The organism is Microvirgula aerodenitrificans DSM 15089 (assembly GCF_000620105.1).
Lineage (GTDB): Bacteria > Pseudomonadota > Gammaproteobacteria > Burkholderiales > Aquaspirillaceae > Microvirgula > Microvirgula aerodenitrificans.
In genome coordinates this window covers 49,931-63,920 of sequence record NZ_JHVK01000015.1, presented here as the reverse complement: position 1 = coordinate 63,920, position 13,990 = coordinate 49,931, and the positions used below count along the sequence as shown (strand labels likewise).

Here is a 13,990-nt window from a genome sequence, read left to right as displayed (position 1 = left end):
GTCAGGCTCCCTGGCGCGGACGGCGAACGTCCCAGGAGATCAGCGCCCAGCGGATCGGCTCGATCGCCGCCGTGCCTTCCCGCTGGTACCAGTCCTGCAGCCGTGCGCGTTCGTTGTCGTCCAGCTCGCCGAGCGACCAGGCGACCCGGGCGGCAAAGCTGTCGAAATCCACGGCATCGGCCAGCCGGCTCGGGGTCTCGATATAGTCGATCCGCGGATGAATGCCCATCCGGTGCAGGATATTGACGATATAGATGTAGTCCGGCAGGCAGGGCTGGGTCCGCCCCAGCACTTGCAGCACGGCCGGATCGATAAAGCTGCCGCCGACGATATGGGTCAGGTACACGCGCAGTCGCGCGCTGGCGTCGAGCTTTTTCAGCGCAGCAGCCATGTCGGCGACCAGGGTGGAACGGGAGGCAACCGCGATGTCGCACTGCGGCAGGTCGGACCAGTCATCCTCCCAGGCCCGGTGGATCGCCTCGACATTGTCCAGCCCCAGCTCTGCGGCATTGGCGACCAGCATGTCGAGCATGGCGCGGCTGTAATCGAGCCCGTAGACCCGTTCCAGCCGGTCGGCCAGCGCCAGACCGATGGTGCCCGGTCCGCAACCGATGTCGAGCAGGGTGCGGGCGCCATCCAGGTTCATGCCGGCGATAAAGGCGTCGACATACGGGCCGCGCATGACTTTGCGCTTCATGTCGGCTGCGCGGGCATCCCAGTCGCTGGCGGGCTTGGGCGCGCGCGCGGCAGCGATCAGGTGATCCTGGTACAGGCGGCCGAAATCAATGGCGGCAATGGTCATGGCAATACATTCCTTTCCGGGGACAACAACGGGGACAGGCTCGCGGAGACGGCGCTTTCGCTGACACCGTACAGGGATGCGAGCCGCGCCGGGGTGATCATGGCGGCCGGCGGGCCGTCTGCGATCACCTGACCGGCATTGAACAGGGCAATGCGATCGGCGACCCGCAGGGCATGCTCGGGCTGATGGGTCGACACCAGCACGGCCATGCCCTGCCCGCGCAGCCGGCCGATATGGTCGAGTACGCGGATCTGGTTGCCGAAATCGAGGCTGGCGGTCGGTTCGTCCATGACCAGCAGTGCCGGCTGCTGGGCCAGCGCGCGGGCGATCAGCACCAGTTGGCGCTCGCCGCCACTGATCGCGGTATAGACACGGTCGTGCAGCGGCAGAATGCCCAGCATGTCCAGACAGTCTGCCGCGATGTCGCGATCCTGCCGCGACGGGGCCGAGAAACGGCCGATTCGGGCCAGGCGCCCCATCAGCACGACCTCCGCGACCGTAAATGGAAACACGCCGGCATGCGCCTGCGGCACATAGCCGACCTGGCGCGCGAAGGCGGCCCGCGACCAGCCGGCCACGGCTTCGCCGCAGACCCGGACCTCGCCGGCCAGTAGCGGCAGCAGGCCAAGCAGGGTTCTGAAAAAAGTAGTCTTGCCACTGCCATTCGGGCCGAGCAGGCACAGCACCTCGCCAGCGGCCAGCGAGAAGGCAATGTCGCGCCCCAGCGGCTGTCGGCCATGGCCGATGGCCAGCGCGCGGGTTTCGATCACCGGCGGCGTCATGCCGGCCTCCCGCCCCGGGCCAGCAGGAACAGGAAGAACGGCGCGCCAACCAGTGCGGTCAGTACGCCGAGCGGCAGTTCGATCGGCGCCACGGTACGCGCCAGGGTATCGGTCAACAGCAGGAAAATGGCGCCGAGCAGCAGCGACGCTGGCAGCAGGCGCGAGAAATCCGGGCCGACCAGCAGCCGGGCGATATGCGGAATGACCAGCCCGATCCAGCCGATAATGCCGGTCAGCGACACCGCGGCGGCGGTGGTCAGTGTGGCTGCCGCCACCAGAATCAGCCGCAATCGGGTCACATTGGCGCCCAGCGCCGAGGCTTCTTCGTCGGAGAAGCCGAGCAGATTGATGCGCCAGCGCAGCAGCGCCATCGGCAGCAGGCCGGCGATGATCAGCGGCGCGGTCAGCAGCAGATCGCCCGCCGTCACTGCATTGAGCCCGCCAAGCAGCCAGAAGGTCATTGACGCCAGCTGGGTATACGGATCGGCCAGCAGTTTCAGCAGCGAAATCCCGGCGCCGAGCAGCGCACCGACCGCAACACCGGCCAGTACCAGCACCAGCACCGGGTCATGGCGGCGCACCAGCCCGGCAATCAGATAGACCGCGCCAACGGCAAGCAGACCGCCGGCAAACGCCAGCCCCTGCACGGCCGACAGCGGCAGGCCGAGAAAAATCCCGAATGCCGCGCCAAGACCGGCGCCGGACGACACACCGAGAATATCCGGCGAGACCAGCGGGTTGCGGAACATGCCCTGGTACGCCGCGCCGGCTGCCGACAGGGCCGCCCCCACCAGCAGGCCGGCAGCGATGCGCGGCAGGCGAATCTGCCAGATCACCGTTTCCACGGCGACCGGCAGGCCGGATGGCGGGCCGCCGAGGCGGGCCACTACCCCGCGCAGCAGTTCGCCCGGAGCGACCGGGAACTTGCCGATGGCGAAGGCTGCAACCAGTGTGGCCAGCAGTGCCGCCAGCGCCACGGTCCAGCCAGTCAGAGGATGGCGCCGGCTCATCCCTCCTCTCCCAGCAGCCGGTCGCGCTGGGTGGCAGTCAGCTCGATGCCGTAGAACAGGCGGTAGAACGCCGACACCGTTGCCGGCAGCGCACGCACCCGGGCCGGCTCGCGATGCAGCCGCGCCAGCAGCCACGGCAGTCCGATCAGGCGATTGACGCCGGGCGGGCCGTCGAGCCAGCCAAACGGCAGCGTCGGCGCGCAGTGCACGCGGCCGTTGCGCACGGCGGACAGCGCACGCCATGCCGGGTCGCGGCGGGCCCGGGCGGCGAAGGCAGGATCCTGAGTCAGGATGACGTCAGGATTCCACGCCAGCACCTGCTCCAGCGACACCCGTGCCAGCCCGCCCTGCCCGGCTGCCGCCGCCACATTGCGCCCGCCGGCGGCAGCGATGATTTCCATGTTCAGCGAGCCGTCCAGCCCGGTTTCCAGCCCGTCGGCGCCCCTGCCGAGATAGACGCCCGGCCGGGCGCTGGCCGGCAGCGCCGCCCTGACTCGCGCGGCCTGCGCCAGCAGCTGCTCCGCATGCGTGGCCAGGGTCTCGCCACGCGTTGCGCGGCCGAGCAGCCGGCCGATCTCGCGCAGTTGCGCCGGCAGTTGCGCAAGGAGGCCTCCGGTCAGCACATACGGCAGGCCGGTCTGCTGCGCGACCTTGCGCGCGGTCGACACATAGGTGGCGTCCAGACTGCCGGCGTCGAGAATCAGGTCCGGCTGCAGCTGCAACAGGGTTTCGACCGGCATGGTCGTGCCGCGCCCGGCCAGTCGGCCGACAAAGGGCAGCGACCTCGCCACCGGCGGCAGCCAGCCCCGCGCTTCGGTGCTGAGCGGCATCGGCCAGCCCAGCAGGGTATCCGGTGCGAGCACGCACGCCAGCACCCCGGCCGGTGCACCGGCGGCGAATACGCGCTTTATCCGGGGCGGCGGACGGCCAAAGACCGTAGCCGTAGCCGGCGCCGACCCGGCTTGAGTCAGGGTCAGCCACGGCGCCAGCGCCAGCGCCAGCCCGAGCAGCAGTTCGCGTCGCTTCACCGCGCGCGCTCCGCCACCCGGGTGAACCAGTCGCGCAGCGCCTCCGCCTGCGGCGGCAGCTCGTCGGCATCATCGCCGGTGAACGCCCGCCACGCGGCCAGGAATCTGGGCGCGACCACGGTCAGCACCGGCACGCCGTCGGCCATCAGCGCCAGCAGCTCGGCGGCAAAGCCACTGCCTTCGGCCTCCAGCACGCCAAAGCGGTTGACGACCACCAGTTCGGGCCGTTCGGCCAGTGCCCGGCGCAGCACGACGCTGGCTGCGGCGATGCCCGCCGGATCCAGGCAGCACGCGGTTGAACCGGGGCCGAGATCCTGCGAGATCGGATAGCTGCAGCCGCTGTCCAGGTCGAGCAGGCTCATGCGCTTGCCGGTCAGTACCGAATAGTCGGCGTCTTTCTGGACCACGCCGCGCACATGGTGCCCACGCTGCAGCAGTTCGCGGGCGAAGGTGTCGAGCAGGCGGTGCGTGCCCTGCTCGTCCTCGCCATGCACGATGGCGGCGACCCGGCGCACGGCGGGTTCAGAAGCGATAGGTGGCATTGGCATACCAGGTCCTTCCGGGCATTGGATAACCATCGGCCAGTTCATACCATTTGTCGCCGATATTGTTCATGCCGAGTTGCAGGCTCATGTCCTTGCGTGGCGTCCATTCGCCGTTGAGACCGAAGGTCGCATACCCGGCAAGGCTGCGGAAGGTCGAGCCATTGGCACCGGCATAGGCGACCTTGCGACCCTGCTCGGCCTCGGCAGTGGCATTGAATACCCACTCGTTGGCCGGCGCCCAGCTGACATGGGCAAACAGGCGGTGGCGCGGGGTATCGGTCGGCAGCGTGGCCGGATCGCTGAGGTTGCGCCGGGCCAGGTAGGTATAGGCCCCGCCGACCGACCAGTTGGCCGGCAGTTGCTGTTCGATCGACAGCTCGACGCCGGCGGTGCGGGCACGACCGACGTTCTGCATCTGCGGACAGGTCTTGCTGTTCTTGCCGCAGGTGCCGGTCGGCGCCGGTATGATCACGCTCTGCATCAGATCCTGGATATGGCTGTAGAACACGGCCAGCTGACCTCGTCCGCCGTCCCACGGCGTGCCCTTGACCCCGATTTCGCCGTGATTGGCGGTTTCCGGCTTCAGGTCCGGGTTCGGCAGTGCCGCTCCCATTCTGGCCGAATAACGGTCCTTGATGGTCGGAAAGCGGGTCTTGTGCGATGCCAGCGCATACAGTTCGCTGCCGCTGTCGTCCAGAATATGGCTCAGTTCGATCAGGCCATTGGTGGCGCTGGTCGATCCGGTCGGCCACTGGTAGACCTCTTTCGCATCACGCCGGTCATGGCTGGCACCGAGCCGCAGGCGCCAGGCCGGGGCCAGTGTCACCGTATCCTCGATCGCCAGCGAGGTGGTCACGTCGCGGTAGTTCTTGGTCGGCGACAGCGGGTTGCTGTCCTGATGCTTGTCTTCCTTGTAGTGCGCGGCCACGCGCAGCTCATGATCGCGCAGCAGATAGCTGGTCAGTTCGACCGAGGCACCGCGCACCCTGTCGTCGTAGTAGCTGGGGAAGTTCCTGTTTACGAGTTCGGTCGAGTACGTGCTGTCGCTGTACGCATACAGACCGTTCTTGTAGCGATCCTCGTACAGCCGGGTCTTGAGAATGTTGTCGCCCAGCCGGGTGTTGCTGATGAAGTACAGACTGTCCTTGTCCCAGTACGGCCAGCGCCAGTAGCGGATGCCGCTGTTCGAGTCACCGGTATAGACCGGGTTGCCCTTTTCCCCGTCCTGGGTCACATAGCCGATCGCATATTCGTCGGTCGCATTCGGGGTAAAGCCGAGCTTGAACGAGGCCCGGGTATCGGTACGGTACGCATTCTCGCGCTTGTCGCCGGTGTCGGTCGGTACCGCCTTGCGGTCCTTGAAGCCATGCGGCAGTGGAAACGAGTTCGCGTCCAGGTAGGACGCGCCAAGCTGCAGATACCAGCTTTCCTGATTGCTGCCGAGGTTGACCGCCACCTTGCTCAGGTCGCCGGAGCCGATGCCGATCCGAATATCCCCTTCCAGCGGCTTGACCGGCTTGCGCGTCACCAGATTGATGGCGCCCCCCAGCGTGTTCGGTCCGTACAGCAGCGAGGCATCGCTCCTGGCGACGCGGATCTCGGCCAGATCGAAAGTGGTGAAACGGCCAAAGTCGACATAGCCGTCGTACGGGACATACAGCGGGATTCCGTCGACAAACACCGGCACCTGACGCGCGTCGAAGCCGCGCACATACACCATGTCCTCATTGCGGCTGTTCTTCGACAGACTGACACCGGGCAGCATGGCCACGGCGTCGGCAACGGTATCGCGGTTCCCGCTCGCCATCTGTGCCGCGCTGACCACCGCTTCCCCGCTGGCCGACGGCGGCACCGGACTGCCGGTGACGACCACGGTACCCAGCTCGAACACCCCGTCTGCCGCCCACACCGGTGCGGTGGCGAAGGCCGCACTGACCAGCGCCGGCAGCCAGCGTCGTCTCCAGTCGGGCACGGATGGACAGAGGGTGATCGGGCCCGGCGCACGGCGGGGGAACGGAGGTGACGCTGGCGTAATCATTTCGCTCCTGTCTCGCTATATAAAACAATATATAGCGATAGGTAAAAAAATCAGAAACCCGGGCCAGCCCTGACTGGCCTGGCCCATGCGGACGCGAAATATACCCGAATATATTACGCAACCCAATCGGGATGGCCGGAGCCATGATGCATGTCAAGACGGCGGGAGGGGGAAAGCCCACGGGGTGCGGCCGTGCGTCGTCGTCACTTCATGGACCGCCCGCCACCGCCGGCCCGGCCCCGGCATTTGTCAACGGCGCGCGCGCGCTTTACCCTGCCTGTGACAAGAAACATCACCACCCAAGGCAAGAATCCAGAATGAGCCCCACCGACATCGAACCCCCGTCTTCCGTCCCGCCCGTTTCACAGCGCATCCGCGCCCGGCTCGAGGCCGCCGGCGTCCGTTTTCACGCCAACGACAATATTGCCGACCATATCGAGCCCGGCGAGCTGGACGCGCTGCAGGCCGAAGTCGCGCAGCAGATGCAGCGCGTGCTGGAAAGCCTGGTGATCGACACCCGCAACGACCACAACACCCGCGACACGGCACGGCGGGTGTCGAAAATGTTCATTCGCGAAGTGTTCCGTGGCCGCTATGTGCCGATCCCGTCCAGCACCGAATTCCCGAATGTCGAGCGGCTGAACGAGCTGATGATCATCGGCCCGATCACCGTGCGCAGTGCCTGCTCGCACCATTTGTGCCCGATCATGGGCCGCGCCTGGGTCGGTGTGCTGCCGAGCGAGCACTCGAACCTGATCGGCCTGTCCAAGTATGTGCGGCTGATCGACTGGATCATGACCCGCCCGCAGATTCAGGAAGAGGCCGTGACCCAGATCGCCGACCTGCTGATGGACAAGCTGCAGCCGGACGGACTGGCCGTGGTGCTGGAGGCCGACCACTTCTGCATGCACTGGCGCGGGGTCAAGGATGACCACGCCAAGATGACCAACAGCGTGATGCGCGGCGCTTTCCTGCGCGATGCCAATCTGCGCCGGGAATTCCTGGCGTTGATGAACAAGGGCGACTGAGCGGAGGACGCATGCCTGTTTCCCTGGACGACGAACGCCTGCGCCGCGACTACGCGACGCGACAGGCCGAAACCGGCGCACCGGTCACCGTGCTGCAGATCGGCGCGGAACAGACGCGGATCGCCAGCGGCCACGGGCCGGTGCCGGACGCGGTGCTGGCGCTGGATATCGGTACGCGGCGCACCGCCGCCGCGCACTTCCGCCATGAGCCGCCGACGGCAGACGAGCTGGAAAACGCCATCATGACGGTGGAGGATGCGCTGGCACCGGCACGTGCGCGGATCGTGGCCGGTTCCGCACTGTTCTGCAGCGATGCGATGGTGCGCGAGCTGGCACACCTGGCCGGCCTGCCCGACCGGCCGGCGGTGTCCCTGTCCCGCGAGGCGATCGAGCGCCTGTTCGACCGGCTGGGTCGGGTGGCGCTCGGCCGGCCTGCCGCGCTGGAAGGGCTGCCGGCGCGCAACGATCTGGCCACCACGCTGCTGATCCTGCGCGAGTTCAGCCACCACATGGACTTTGCCGCCGTGAGGATCTAGGCGCGCGGCGCCGGTTCCGTTTCCGGCAGGTTCAGCATGCCGGTGTGGAAGTCGTACTCGTAGGTTTCGCCGTAGCGCCCCCATTCGATGGCGACCTTCAGCACGCGTTCGGCCTCGTCCTCCTTCAGGAACTCTTCCAGCCGCTCCAGGAACGGCTTTTCCGGCAGCGCGCCTGACGGTTCCGCTTCCAGGCTGCGACGGATATGCGCCGCCAGCGGCACATGGGTCAGCAGTTGCTGGCCGAAGATTTCCTGCTTCTGCACCTGGGCCACGGCGGCATAGCGCCGGCCCAGCGCGGTCAGCGTGATGTCGCCGCGCTCGACCTGGGCAAAGCCCAGCAGGCCCAGTGCCTCGCAGGCCGGGAACAGCGCCTCGTCCGGCAGTTCGGCCTCCTCGGCCAGTTGCGGCAGGTCGGCACGGCCATTGAATGGTGCGCCGGCCACCAGTTCCAGCACGCTTTCGATGCGGCCGATATCGGTTTCCGGCAGCCGGTAGCCCAGATGCAGCGTCGGCGACGCCCCCACGGCCGGCCCCTGGGCCGGGCGCATGGTCATCAGCGCATAGACTTCGTCGATCAGCGCCCGGACTTCCTGCGAGTCGGCATTGCGCGGGCGTGGCAGGTCGACGTGAATCTCGCTGCGCACCCGTCCCGGATCGCTGGACAGGATCAGGATGCGGTCGGCCATCATCACCGCCTCCTCGATATTGTGCGACACGATCAGGATGCCCTTGGTCGGAATGCGGCTCTCGTCCCACAGTTCGAGCATATCGTCGCGCAGCGTCTCGCCAGTCAGCACGTCGAGTGCCGAAAACGCTTCATCCATCAGCAGGATGTCGGGGTTGGTGACCAGCGCGCGGGCAATGCCGACCCGCTGCCGCATGCCGCCGGACAGTTCGCGCGGCAGGGCACCGCCGAAGCCGGACAGTCCGATCAGTTCCAGCACCGCGTCGGCGCGCTGCTCGCGTTCGGCCGGCGGCACGCCCTGCGCCTCCAGCCCGAGCTCGACGTTCTGCTGCACGGTCAGCCACGGGAACAGCGCGAACGACTGGAACACCATGGCGATGCCGGCCGCCGGCCCGTAGACCGGCTGGCCGCGATATTCGACCCGCCCCTGGTCGGCCGGCACCAGCCCGGCCATGATGCGCAGCAGCGTCGACTTGCCGGACCCCGACTTGCCGAGCAGCGCGATGATCTCGCCTTCCCGCAGCGTGAAATCGACGTTTTCCAGCACACTGCGCGGCTTGCCGTCGGACGACAGGAAGGATTTGGCTACCTTGCCCAGTTCAATCAATACATTCTGGTTCATCACGATCTCTCAACGGCTGCGGTCTTCGGCCAGCAGGTACAGCTTGCGCCAGAAGAAACGGTTCAACAGCATCACGAACAGGCACATCACGCCGATGCCGAGCGCAATGCGGTGGAAGTCGCCGGCGTCGGTCATCTGCTTGATGTAGCTCCCGAGCCCGTCGGCCACCAGCGTGGTCTTGCCCCAGGTCACGTACTCGGCAACGATGCTGGCGTTCCACGAACCGCCGCTGGCAGTGATCGCGCCGGTCACATAGCTGGGGAATACCGCCGGCAGATAGACACGCTTCCATTTCAGCCAGCCTTTCAGTCCCAGGTTGTCCGCTGCCAGCCGCAGCTCGTTCGGGATCGCCGATGCACCGGCGACCACATTGAACAGGATGTACCACTGGGTGCCGAACACCATCAGCGGGCTCAGCCAGATATTGGGATTCAGGCGCCACGCCACCAGCAGGAACACCACCAGCGGGAACATCAGGTTGACCGGGAAGGCGGCCAGGAACTGCGCCACCGCCTGCACCCGCTGCGACAGGCGCGGACGCAGACCGATCCAGACCGCAACCGGCACCCAGACCAGCGACGCCATCCCGATCAGCAGCATGACCCGCGCCAGCGTGACCATGCCCAGCCCGACCACGCGCAGCGCTTCGCGCCAGCCAACATCGCTGTGCACGAACAGCACCAGCTGGGCGACCGCGCCGACGCCGGCCAGCACCAGCAGCAGGTCCCAGGCACGCGACCACAGCGGGCTGGCGGACCGGGGTGACGACTGCGGCGACAGGCCGTCATGGCGGACCGGGAACCAGCCGAGTGCACGCCGCATCAGGGCCCAGAAGCGGTCGGTCAGTGCATGGAGCCAGCGGCTGCGACGGCCCCAGTCCAGCAGCCACGAGCGTTGCGCGGTATCGCCCTGCGACTCCTCGAAACGGAATTTGTCGGCCCAGGCCAGCAGCGGACGGAAGAACAGCTGGTCGTAGAGCAGGATGCCGGTCAGCATCGCCCCGATCGCCCAGGCGATGGCGCCGAGATCGCGCGCCTCGATCGCCACCGCGATATACGAACCGATGCCGGGCAGCTTGATGTCCTGGCCGGCCACCGAGATCGCCTCCGCCGCCACCAGGAAGAACCAGCCGCCGGACATCGACATCATCATGTTCCACAGCAGGCCCGGCATGGCGAACGGCAGCTCCAGCCGCCAGAAGCGCTGCCAGCCGGACAGGCGGAACACCCGGGCCGCCTCGTTCAGTTCCGGCGGCACGGTGCGGATCGACTGATACAGGCTGAATGCCATATTCCACGCCTGCGACGTGAAAATGGCAAAGATCGCCGCGCACTCGACCCCGAGCAGGTTGCCGGGGAACAGGGCAATGAACGGCGCGATGGCGATGGCCTGAAAACCGAGAATCGGAACCGATTGCAGGATGTCCAGCATCGGGATCATTGCCTTCTCGGCCTTGCGGTATTTGGCTGCGATCGCGGCGAACATGAAGCTGAACAGCAGCGAGAAGGCCAGCGCGGTGAACATGCGCAGCATGGTGCGCAGCAGGTAGTACGGCAGGTAGACCGGATCGAGCGAAACCGGCAGTGCCTCGCCGACCACGAACGGCCGGCTCATCTGCATGGCGCCATAGGCGGCAACGACCAGCAAGGCCAGCACCAGCGGCAGCAGCACCCAGTCCCAGCGATTGGGCGCCGCACCGGGCCAGGCGCGATAGGCGCGGCGTTGATCGAACAGCGGCAACATGATCAGGCCTCTTGTTGTTCTTGTGATGGATGTCGGAACGACCGTTGCGCAGTCTATACGGGATGGATGTCGCCCCGGTGACAGCGCAAGCGGTGCAGGCCCGGTCCGGGCCGACGCCTTGATACCACAGCAGACTTTGCGAAAACATAGCGAGCCTGGTGCATGTCGCCATCCGGGATGGCATTGATCCTTTCCGCGAATGCGGCCGGCAGACCCGGCTCCCTGCCATCGGGAACGTCAACAACGGACCGGCCCCCCGCGGGAAGCGCCGGCCCGCCGGTTTCACCGGCACCCCGGCCAGGTTGCGCCGCCGCAACAGCCCGCGCCTTTTCTGCGGGAAAACCCCTACTTAATTACCGCCTGTACATACGGAATTTGCATGCCGCAATGCTAATTGCTGTGCGCTGCAGCAAACCGGCTGACAGCGATTGCCAGCGGTGATGGGCTTGGGCATGATCCGCCGAAAATAAGCATTCCGTTGTGTTGCAATATGCTGATCATGAATCCCCTGGGAGATAGCCGGATGGACACCTGTAACCGGGCGCGCCGCGACGCGCGGCTCGATGTGCTGCAAAGCGCCAGTGGCGCCGTGCTGGCGCTGTTTTTGTGCATACACCTGTTTCTGGTCGCCTCGATCCTGCTTGGCGAGCAGACGATGTATCACGTGGTCAAGGCCATGGAACTCGGCTTTCTGTCCGCCGACGGGCTGCACGGTTATCCGTGGGTCGTCAGCCTGATCGGGCTTGGCGTCGGCGCGCTGATCGCACTGCATGCCTTCATCGCCCTGCGCAAGTTTCCGCAGAACGGGCGCCAGTGGCGCCGGCTCGGTCACCAGCTCGATACCCAGGCGCACGGCGACACCCGGCTGTGGGTATGGCAGGTGGCGACCGGCTTTGCCCTGTTCCTGCTGCTGCCGGTCCACCTGTGGACCATGATCCTGCAGCCCGAGGCCATCGACCCGTGGCGCTCCGGCGAACGCGTGCGCGATCTCGGCATGATCTGGGTCTATGCGCCGCTGCTGCTGGTCGCCGACCTGCACGCGATGATCGGCTTGTACCGGCTGGCGCTGAAGTGGTTCGGCCCGCAGCCGGCCCGGCGCACCCTGCTGCGCCGGCTGAAAACCGGTTTCAGCCTTGCCTTTATCGGACTTGGCGCCCTGTCGCTGCTCGCGCTGTGGCGCGTGGCGCCGCCGGACGGCTCGATCCTCTACCTGACCCAGTCCACGATGGAGCGCCCACGATGAAAACCGTTTACACCGACGCCCTGGTCATTGGCGGCGGACTGGCCGGCCTGCGGGTCGCCATCGCCTGTCGCCAGCGTGGCCTCGATACCCTGGTGCTGTCGCTGGTACCGGCCAAACGCTCGCACTCGGCCGCGGCCCAGGGCGGCATGCAGGCCAGCCTCGCCAATGCCCGCAAGGGCGAAGGCGACAGCGAGGACATCCACTTTCTCGATACCGTGCGCGGCTCGGACTGGGGCTGTGACCAGCAGGTGGCACGGCTGTTCACCCACGTCGCCCCGAAAGCGGTGCGCGAAGCGGCTGCCTGGGGCGTGCCATGGACGCGCATTCGCGCCGGCAAGCGCAAGGTCATCATCAATGCCCGCCAGGAAGAGCTGGAAGAACCGGCCGGCGCGCACGGGCTGATCAATGCCCGTGATTTCGGCGGCACGCGCAAGTGGCGGACCTGCTACACCGCCGACGGTACCGGTCACGCCATGCTGTACACCATGGACAACCAGGCCATCGGCCTCGGCATTCCGGTTCACGAACGGCAGGAAGCGCTGGCGCTGATCCATGACGGTGAGCGCTGCCACGGCGCCGTGGTGCGCGACCTGATCACCGGCGAGCTGTACGCGTGCATCGCCCGGACCACCACGGTGGCCACCGGCGGCTATGGCCGGCTGTGGGCGGTATCGACCAATGCCATCATCTGCGAAGGCACCGGCCAGGGCATCGCGCTGGAAACCGGGCTGGCCGTGCTCGGCAATCCGGAGGCGGTGCAGTTCCACCCGACCGCCATCGTGCCGGCCGGCATCCTGACTACCGAAGGCTGCCGGGGTGACGGCGGCGTGCTGCGCGATGTCGATGGCCTGCGCTTCATGCCGGACTACGAGCCGGAGAAGAAGGAACTGGCATCGCGCGATGTGGTGTCGCGGCGCATGACCGAGCATATCCGCAGCGGCAAGGGCGTACCCAGCCCCTACGGTCCGCACCTGTGGCTGGACATCACCCAGCTCGGCCGCGCGCATATCGAGAAGAACCTGCGTGAAGTGCAGGAAATCTGCCAGCACTTCCTCGGCATCGACCCGGCAGTCGACTGGATTCCGGTCCGGCCGACCCAGCATTACTCGATGGGCGGAATCCGTACCGATGTGCGTGGCGAAAGCCCGACCCTCAAGGGCCTGTTCTCGGTCGGCGAAGCCGCCTGCTGGGACCTGCACGGCTTCAACCGCCTTGGCGGCAACTCCCTGGCCGAGACCGTCGTCGCCGGCATGGTGGTGGGCGAGCATGTCGCCGACGCCAGCCTGGCCGCCCCCGGCCCGGATGCGCAGCTGGCCCGGACCTTCGTCGAGCGGGAGGCCGCCGCGATCGACGCCCTGCTGGCGCGTGAGGATGGTGAAAACGTGTTCGCCCTGCGCCACGAAATGGAGCAGATCATGATGGACAAGGTCGGCATCTTCCGCCACGACGCCACGCTTGGCGAGGCGGTCGCCGCCCTCGAAGCGCTGCTCGAACGCAGCCGGCGGCTGTGCGTGCGCGACAAGCGCCGCCATGCCAATCCGGAACTGGTCGCCGCACTGCGCCTGCCGCGCATGCTGAAGGTGGCGCTGTGCGTTGCCGCCGGCGCCCGTGCCCGTACCGAAAGCCGTGGCGCCCATGCCCGCGAGGACTTCCCGCAGCGCAATGACCGTGACTGGCTGTCGCGCACGCTGGCACGCTGGCCATCTGCCGACGCCACCCGGCCGGAACTGCAGTACGAAGCCCTCGACGTGATGGCGATGGAACTCCCGCCCGGCTATCGCGGCTACGGTCCCGACAATGCCATTGCCCACCCCGACACCCGGCGCCGACAGCAGGCACTGGCCGACCAGCCGGTCGACCAGCCACTGCCCGACGCCTTGCCCGCCAAATACCGCCCGGCCAACCAGCGCCGGCCAGGAGCCCAGTGA

12 protein-coding genes are annotated in these 13,990 nt (G+C 67.0%); 4 read left to right on the top strand and 8 right to left on the bottom strand.

The features are described from left to right. Position 1: 1 nt before the first annotated feature. The 6 genes from Q352_RS0112985 to Q352_RS0112960 are packed head-to-tail and all read right to left on the bottom strand — an operon-like array spanning position 2 to position 6,139. Positions 2 to 802 carry a class I SAM-dependent methyltransferase gene (locus tag Q352_RS0112985; RefSeq protein WP_028499719.1) on the bottom strand — a complete coding sequence of 267 codons (801 nt, stop codon included), beginning with the start codon at positions 800 to 802 and terminating at the stop codon, positions 2 to 4. Then, positions 799 to 1,584 (bottom strand): ABC transporter ATP-binding protein, encoded by a 786-nt coding sequence (locus Q352_RS21040; protein ID WP_036386284.1) that lies wholly within the window; start codon positions 1,582 to 1,584, stop codon positions 799 to 801. The genes Q352_RS0112985 and Q352_RS21040 overlap by 4 nt, the downstream gene beginning before the upstream one ends. Then, entirely contained in the window at positions 1,581 to 2,594 is a 1,014-nt protein-coding gene (locus tag Q352_RS0112975) for a FecCD family ABC transporter permease (RefSeq protein WP_036386282.1), read from the bottom strand. The genes Q352_RS21040 and Q352_RS0112975 overlap by 4 nt, the downstream gene beginning before the upstream one ends. Next, on the bottom strand, positions 2,591 to 3,622 hold the full coding sequence (locus Q352_RS0112970; protein ID WP_028499717.1) for an ABC transporter substrate-binding protein: 1,032 nt from the start codon (positions 3,620 to 3,622) through the stop codon (positions 2,591 to 2,593). Before Q352_RS0112970 ends, Q352_RS0112975 begins: the two co-directional genes overlap by 4 nt. After that, entirely contained in the window at positions 3,619 to 4,170 is a 552-nt protein-coding gene (locus Q352_RS0112965) for a DUF2478 domain-containing protein (protein ID WP_169735654.1), read from the bottom strand. The genes Q352_RS0112970 and Q352_RS0112965 overlap by 4 nt, the downstream gene beginning before the upstream one ends. After that, positions 4,145 to 6,139 carry a TonB-dependent receptor plug domain-containing protein gene (locus Q352_RS0112960; RefSeq protein ID WP_028499715.1) on the bottom strand — a complete coding sequence of 665 codons (1,995 nt, stop codon included), beginning with the start codon at positions 6,137 to 6,139 and terminating at the stop codon, positions 4,145 to 4,147. Before Q352_RS0112960 ends, Q352_RS0112965 begins: the two co-directional genes overlap by 26 nt. Positions 6,140 to 6,522: 383 nt before the next feature. Between Q352_RS0112960 and folE the strand changes: the two genes are divergently transcribed. Beyond that, positions 6,523 to 7,233: a GTP cyclohydrolase I gene (gene folE / locus Q352_RS0112955; protein ID WP_051528936.1), complete on the top strand. Its 711-nt coding sequence runs from the start codon at positions 6,523 to 6,525 to the stop codon at positions 7,231 to 7,233. 11 nt (positions 7,234 to 7,244) lie between these two features. Continuing rightward, positions 7,245 to 7,769 (top strand): acetate and sugar kinases/Hsc70/actin family protein, encoded by a 525-nt coding sequence (locus tag Q352_RS0112950; RefSeq protein WP_084300145.1) that lies wholly within the window; start codon positions 7,245 to 7,247, stop codon positions 7,767 to 7,769. On the opposite strand, the gene Q352_RS0112945 is transcribed toward Q352_RS0112950, so the two are convergent. Continuing rightward, the gene (locus tag Q352_RS0112945) at positions 7,766 to 9,076 is read right to left on the bottom strand and encodes an ABC transporter ATP-binding protein (RefSeq protein WP_036386278.1); all 1,311 of its coding nucleotides are present in this window, start codon (positions 9,074 to 9,076) and stop codon (positions 7,766 to 7,768) included. The genes Q352_RS0112950 and Q352_RS0112945 overlap by 4 nt on opposite strands. A 9-nt stretch (positions 9,077 to 9,085) precedes the next feature. Then, complete coding sequence (locus Q352_RS0112940) at positions 9,086 to 10,819, bottom strand: ABC transporter permease (RefSeq protein WP_028499711.1); 1,734 nt, start codon at positions 10,817 to 10,819, stop codon at positions 9,086 to 9,088. Between the two features lie 523 nt (positions 10,820 to 11,342). On the opposite strand from Q352_RS0112940, the gene Q352_RS21035 reads away from it, so the two are divergent. Together Q352_RS21035 and Q352_RS0112930 are read left to right on the top strand one after the other, a co-directional pair. Beyond that, a complete protein-coding gene (locus Q352_RS21035) occupies positions 11,343 to 12,062 on the top strand; it encodes a fumarate reductase cytochrome b subunit (protein WP_084300143.1) in 720 nt (239 codons plus the stop codon). Next, positions 12,059 to 13,990 (top strand): fumarate reductase flavoprotein subunit, encoded by a 1,932-nt coding sequence (locus tag Q352_RS0112930; RefSeq protein ID WP_028499710.1) that lies wholly within the window; start codon positions 12,059 to 12,061, stop codon positions 13,988 to 13,990. Before Q352_RS21035 ends, Q352_RS0112930 begins: the two co-directional genes overlap by 4 nt.

Excerpts from the sequence above, each read along its gene's own strand:
- Q352_RS0112985 (WP_028499719.1), bottom strand. The coding sequence starts at position 802 with ATGACCATTGCCGCCATTGATTTCGGCCGCCTGTACCAGGATCACCTG.
- Q352_RS21040 (WP_036386284.1), bottom strand. The coding sequence starts at position 1,584 with ATGACGCCGCCGGTGATCGAAACCCGCGCGCTGGCCATCGGCCATGGC.
- Q352_RS0112975 (WP_036386282.1), bottom strand. The coding sequence starts at position 2,594 with ATGAGCCGGCGCCATCCTCTGACTGGCTGGACCGTGGCGCTGGCGGCA.
- Q352_RS0112965 (WP_169735654.1), bottom strand. The coding sequence starts at position 4,170 with ATGCCAATGCCACCTATCGCTTCTGAACCCGCCGTGCGCCGGGTCGCC.
- folE (WP_051528936.1), top strand. The coding sequence starts at position 6,523 with ATGAGCCCCACCGACATCGAACCCCCGTCTTCCGTCCCGCCCGTTTCA.
- Q352_RS0112950 (WP_084300145.1), top strand. The coding sequence starts at position 7,245 with ATGCCTGTTTCCCTGGACGACGAACGCCTGCGCCGCGACTACGCGACG.
- Q352_RS0112945 (WP_036386278.1), bottom strand. The coding sequence starts at position 9,076 with ATGAACCAGAATGTATTGATTGAACTGGGCAAGGTAGCCAAATCCTTC.
- Q352_RS0112940 (WP_028499711.1), bottom strand. The coding sequence starts at position 10,819 with ATGTTGCCGCTGTTCGATCAACGCCGCGCCTATCGCGCCTGGCCCGGT.
- Q352_RS21035 (WP_084300143.1), top strand. The coding sequence starts at position 11,343 with ATGGACACCTGTAACCGGGCGCGCCGCGACGCGCGGCTCGATGTGCTG.
- Q352_RS0112930 (WP_028499710.1), top strand. The coding sequence starts at position 12,059 with ATGAAAACCGTTTACACCGACGCCCTGGTCATTGGCGGCGGACTGGCC.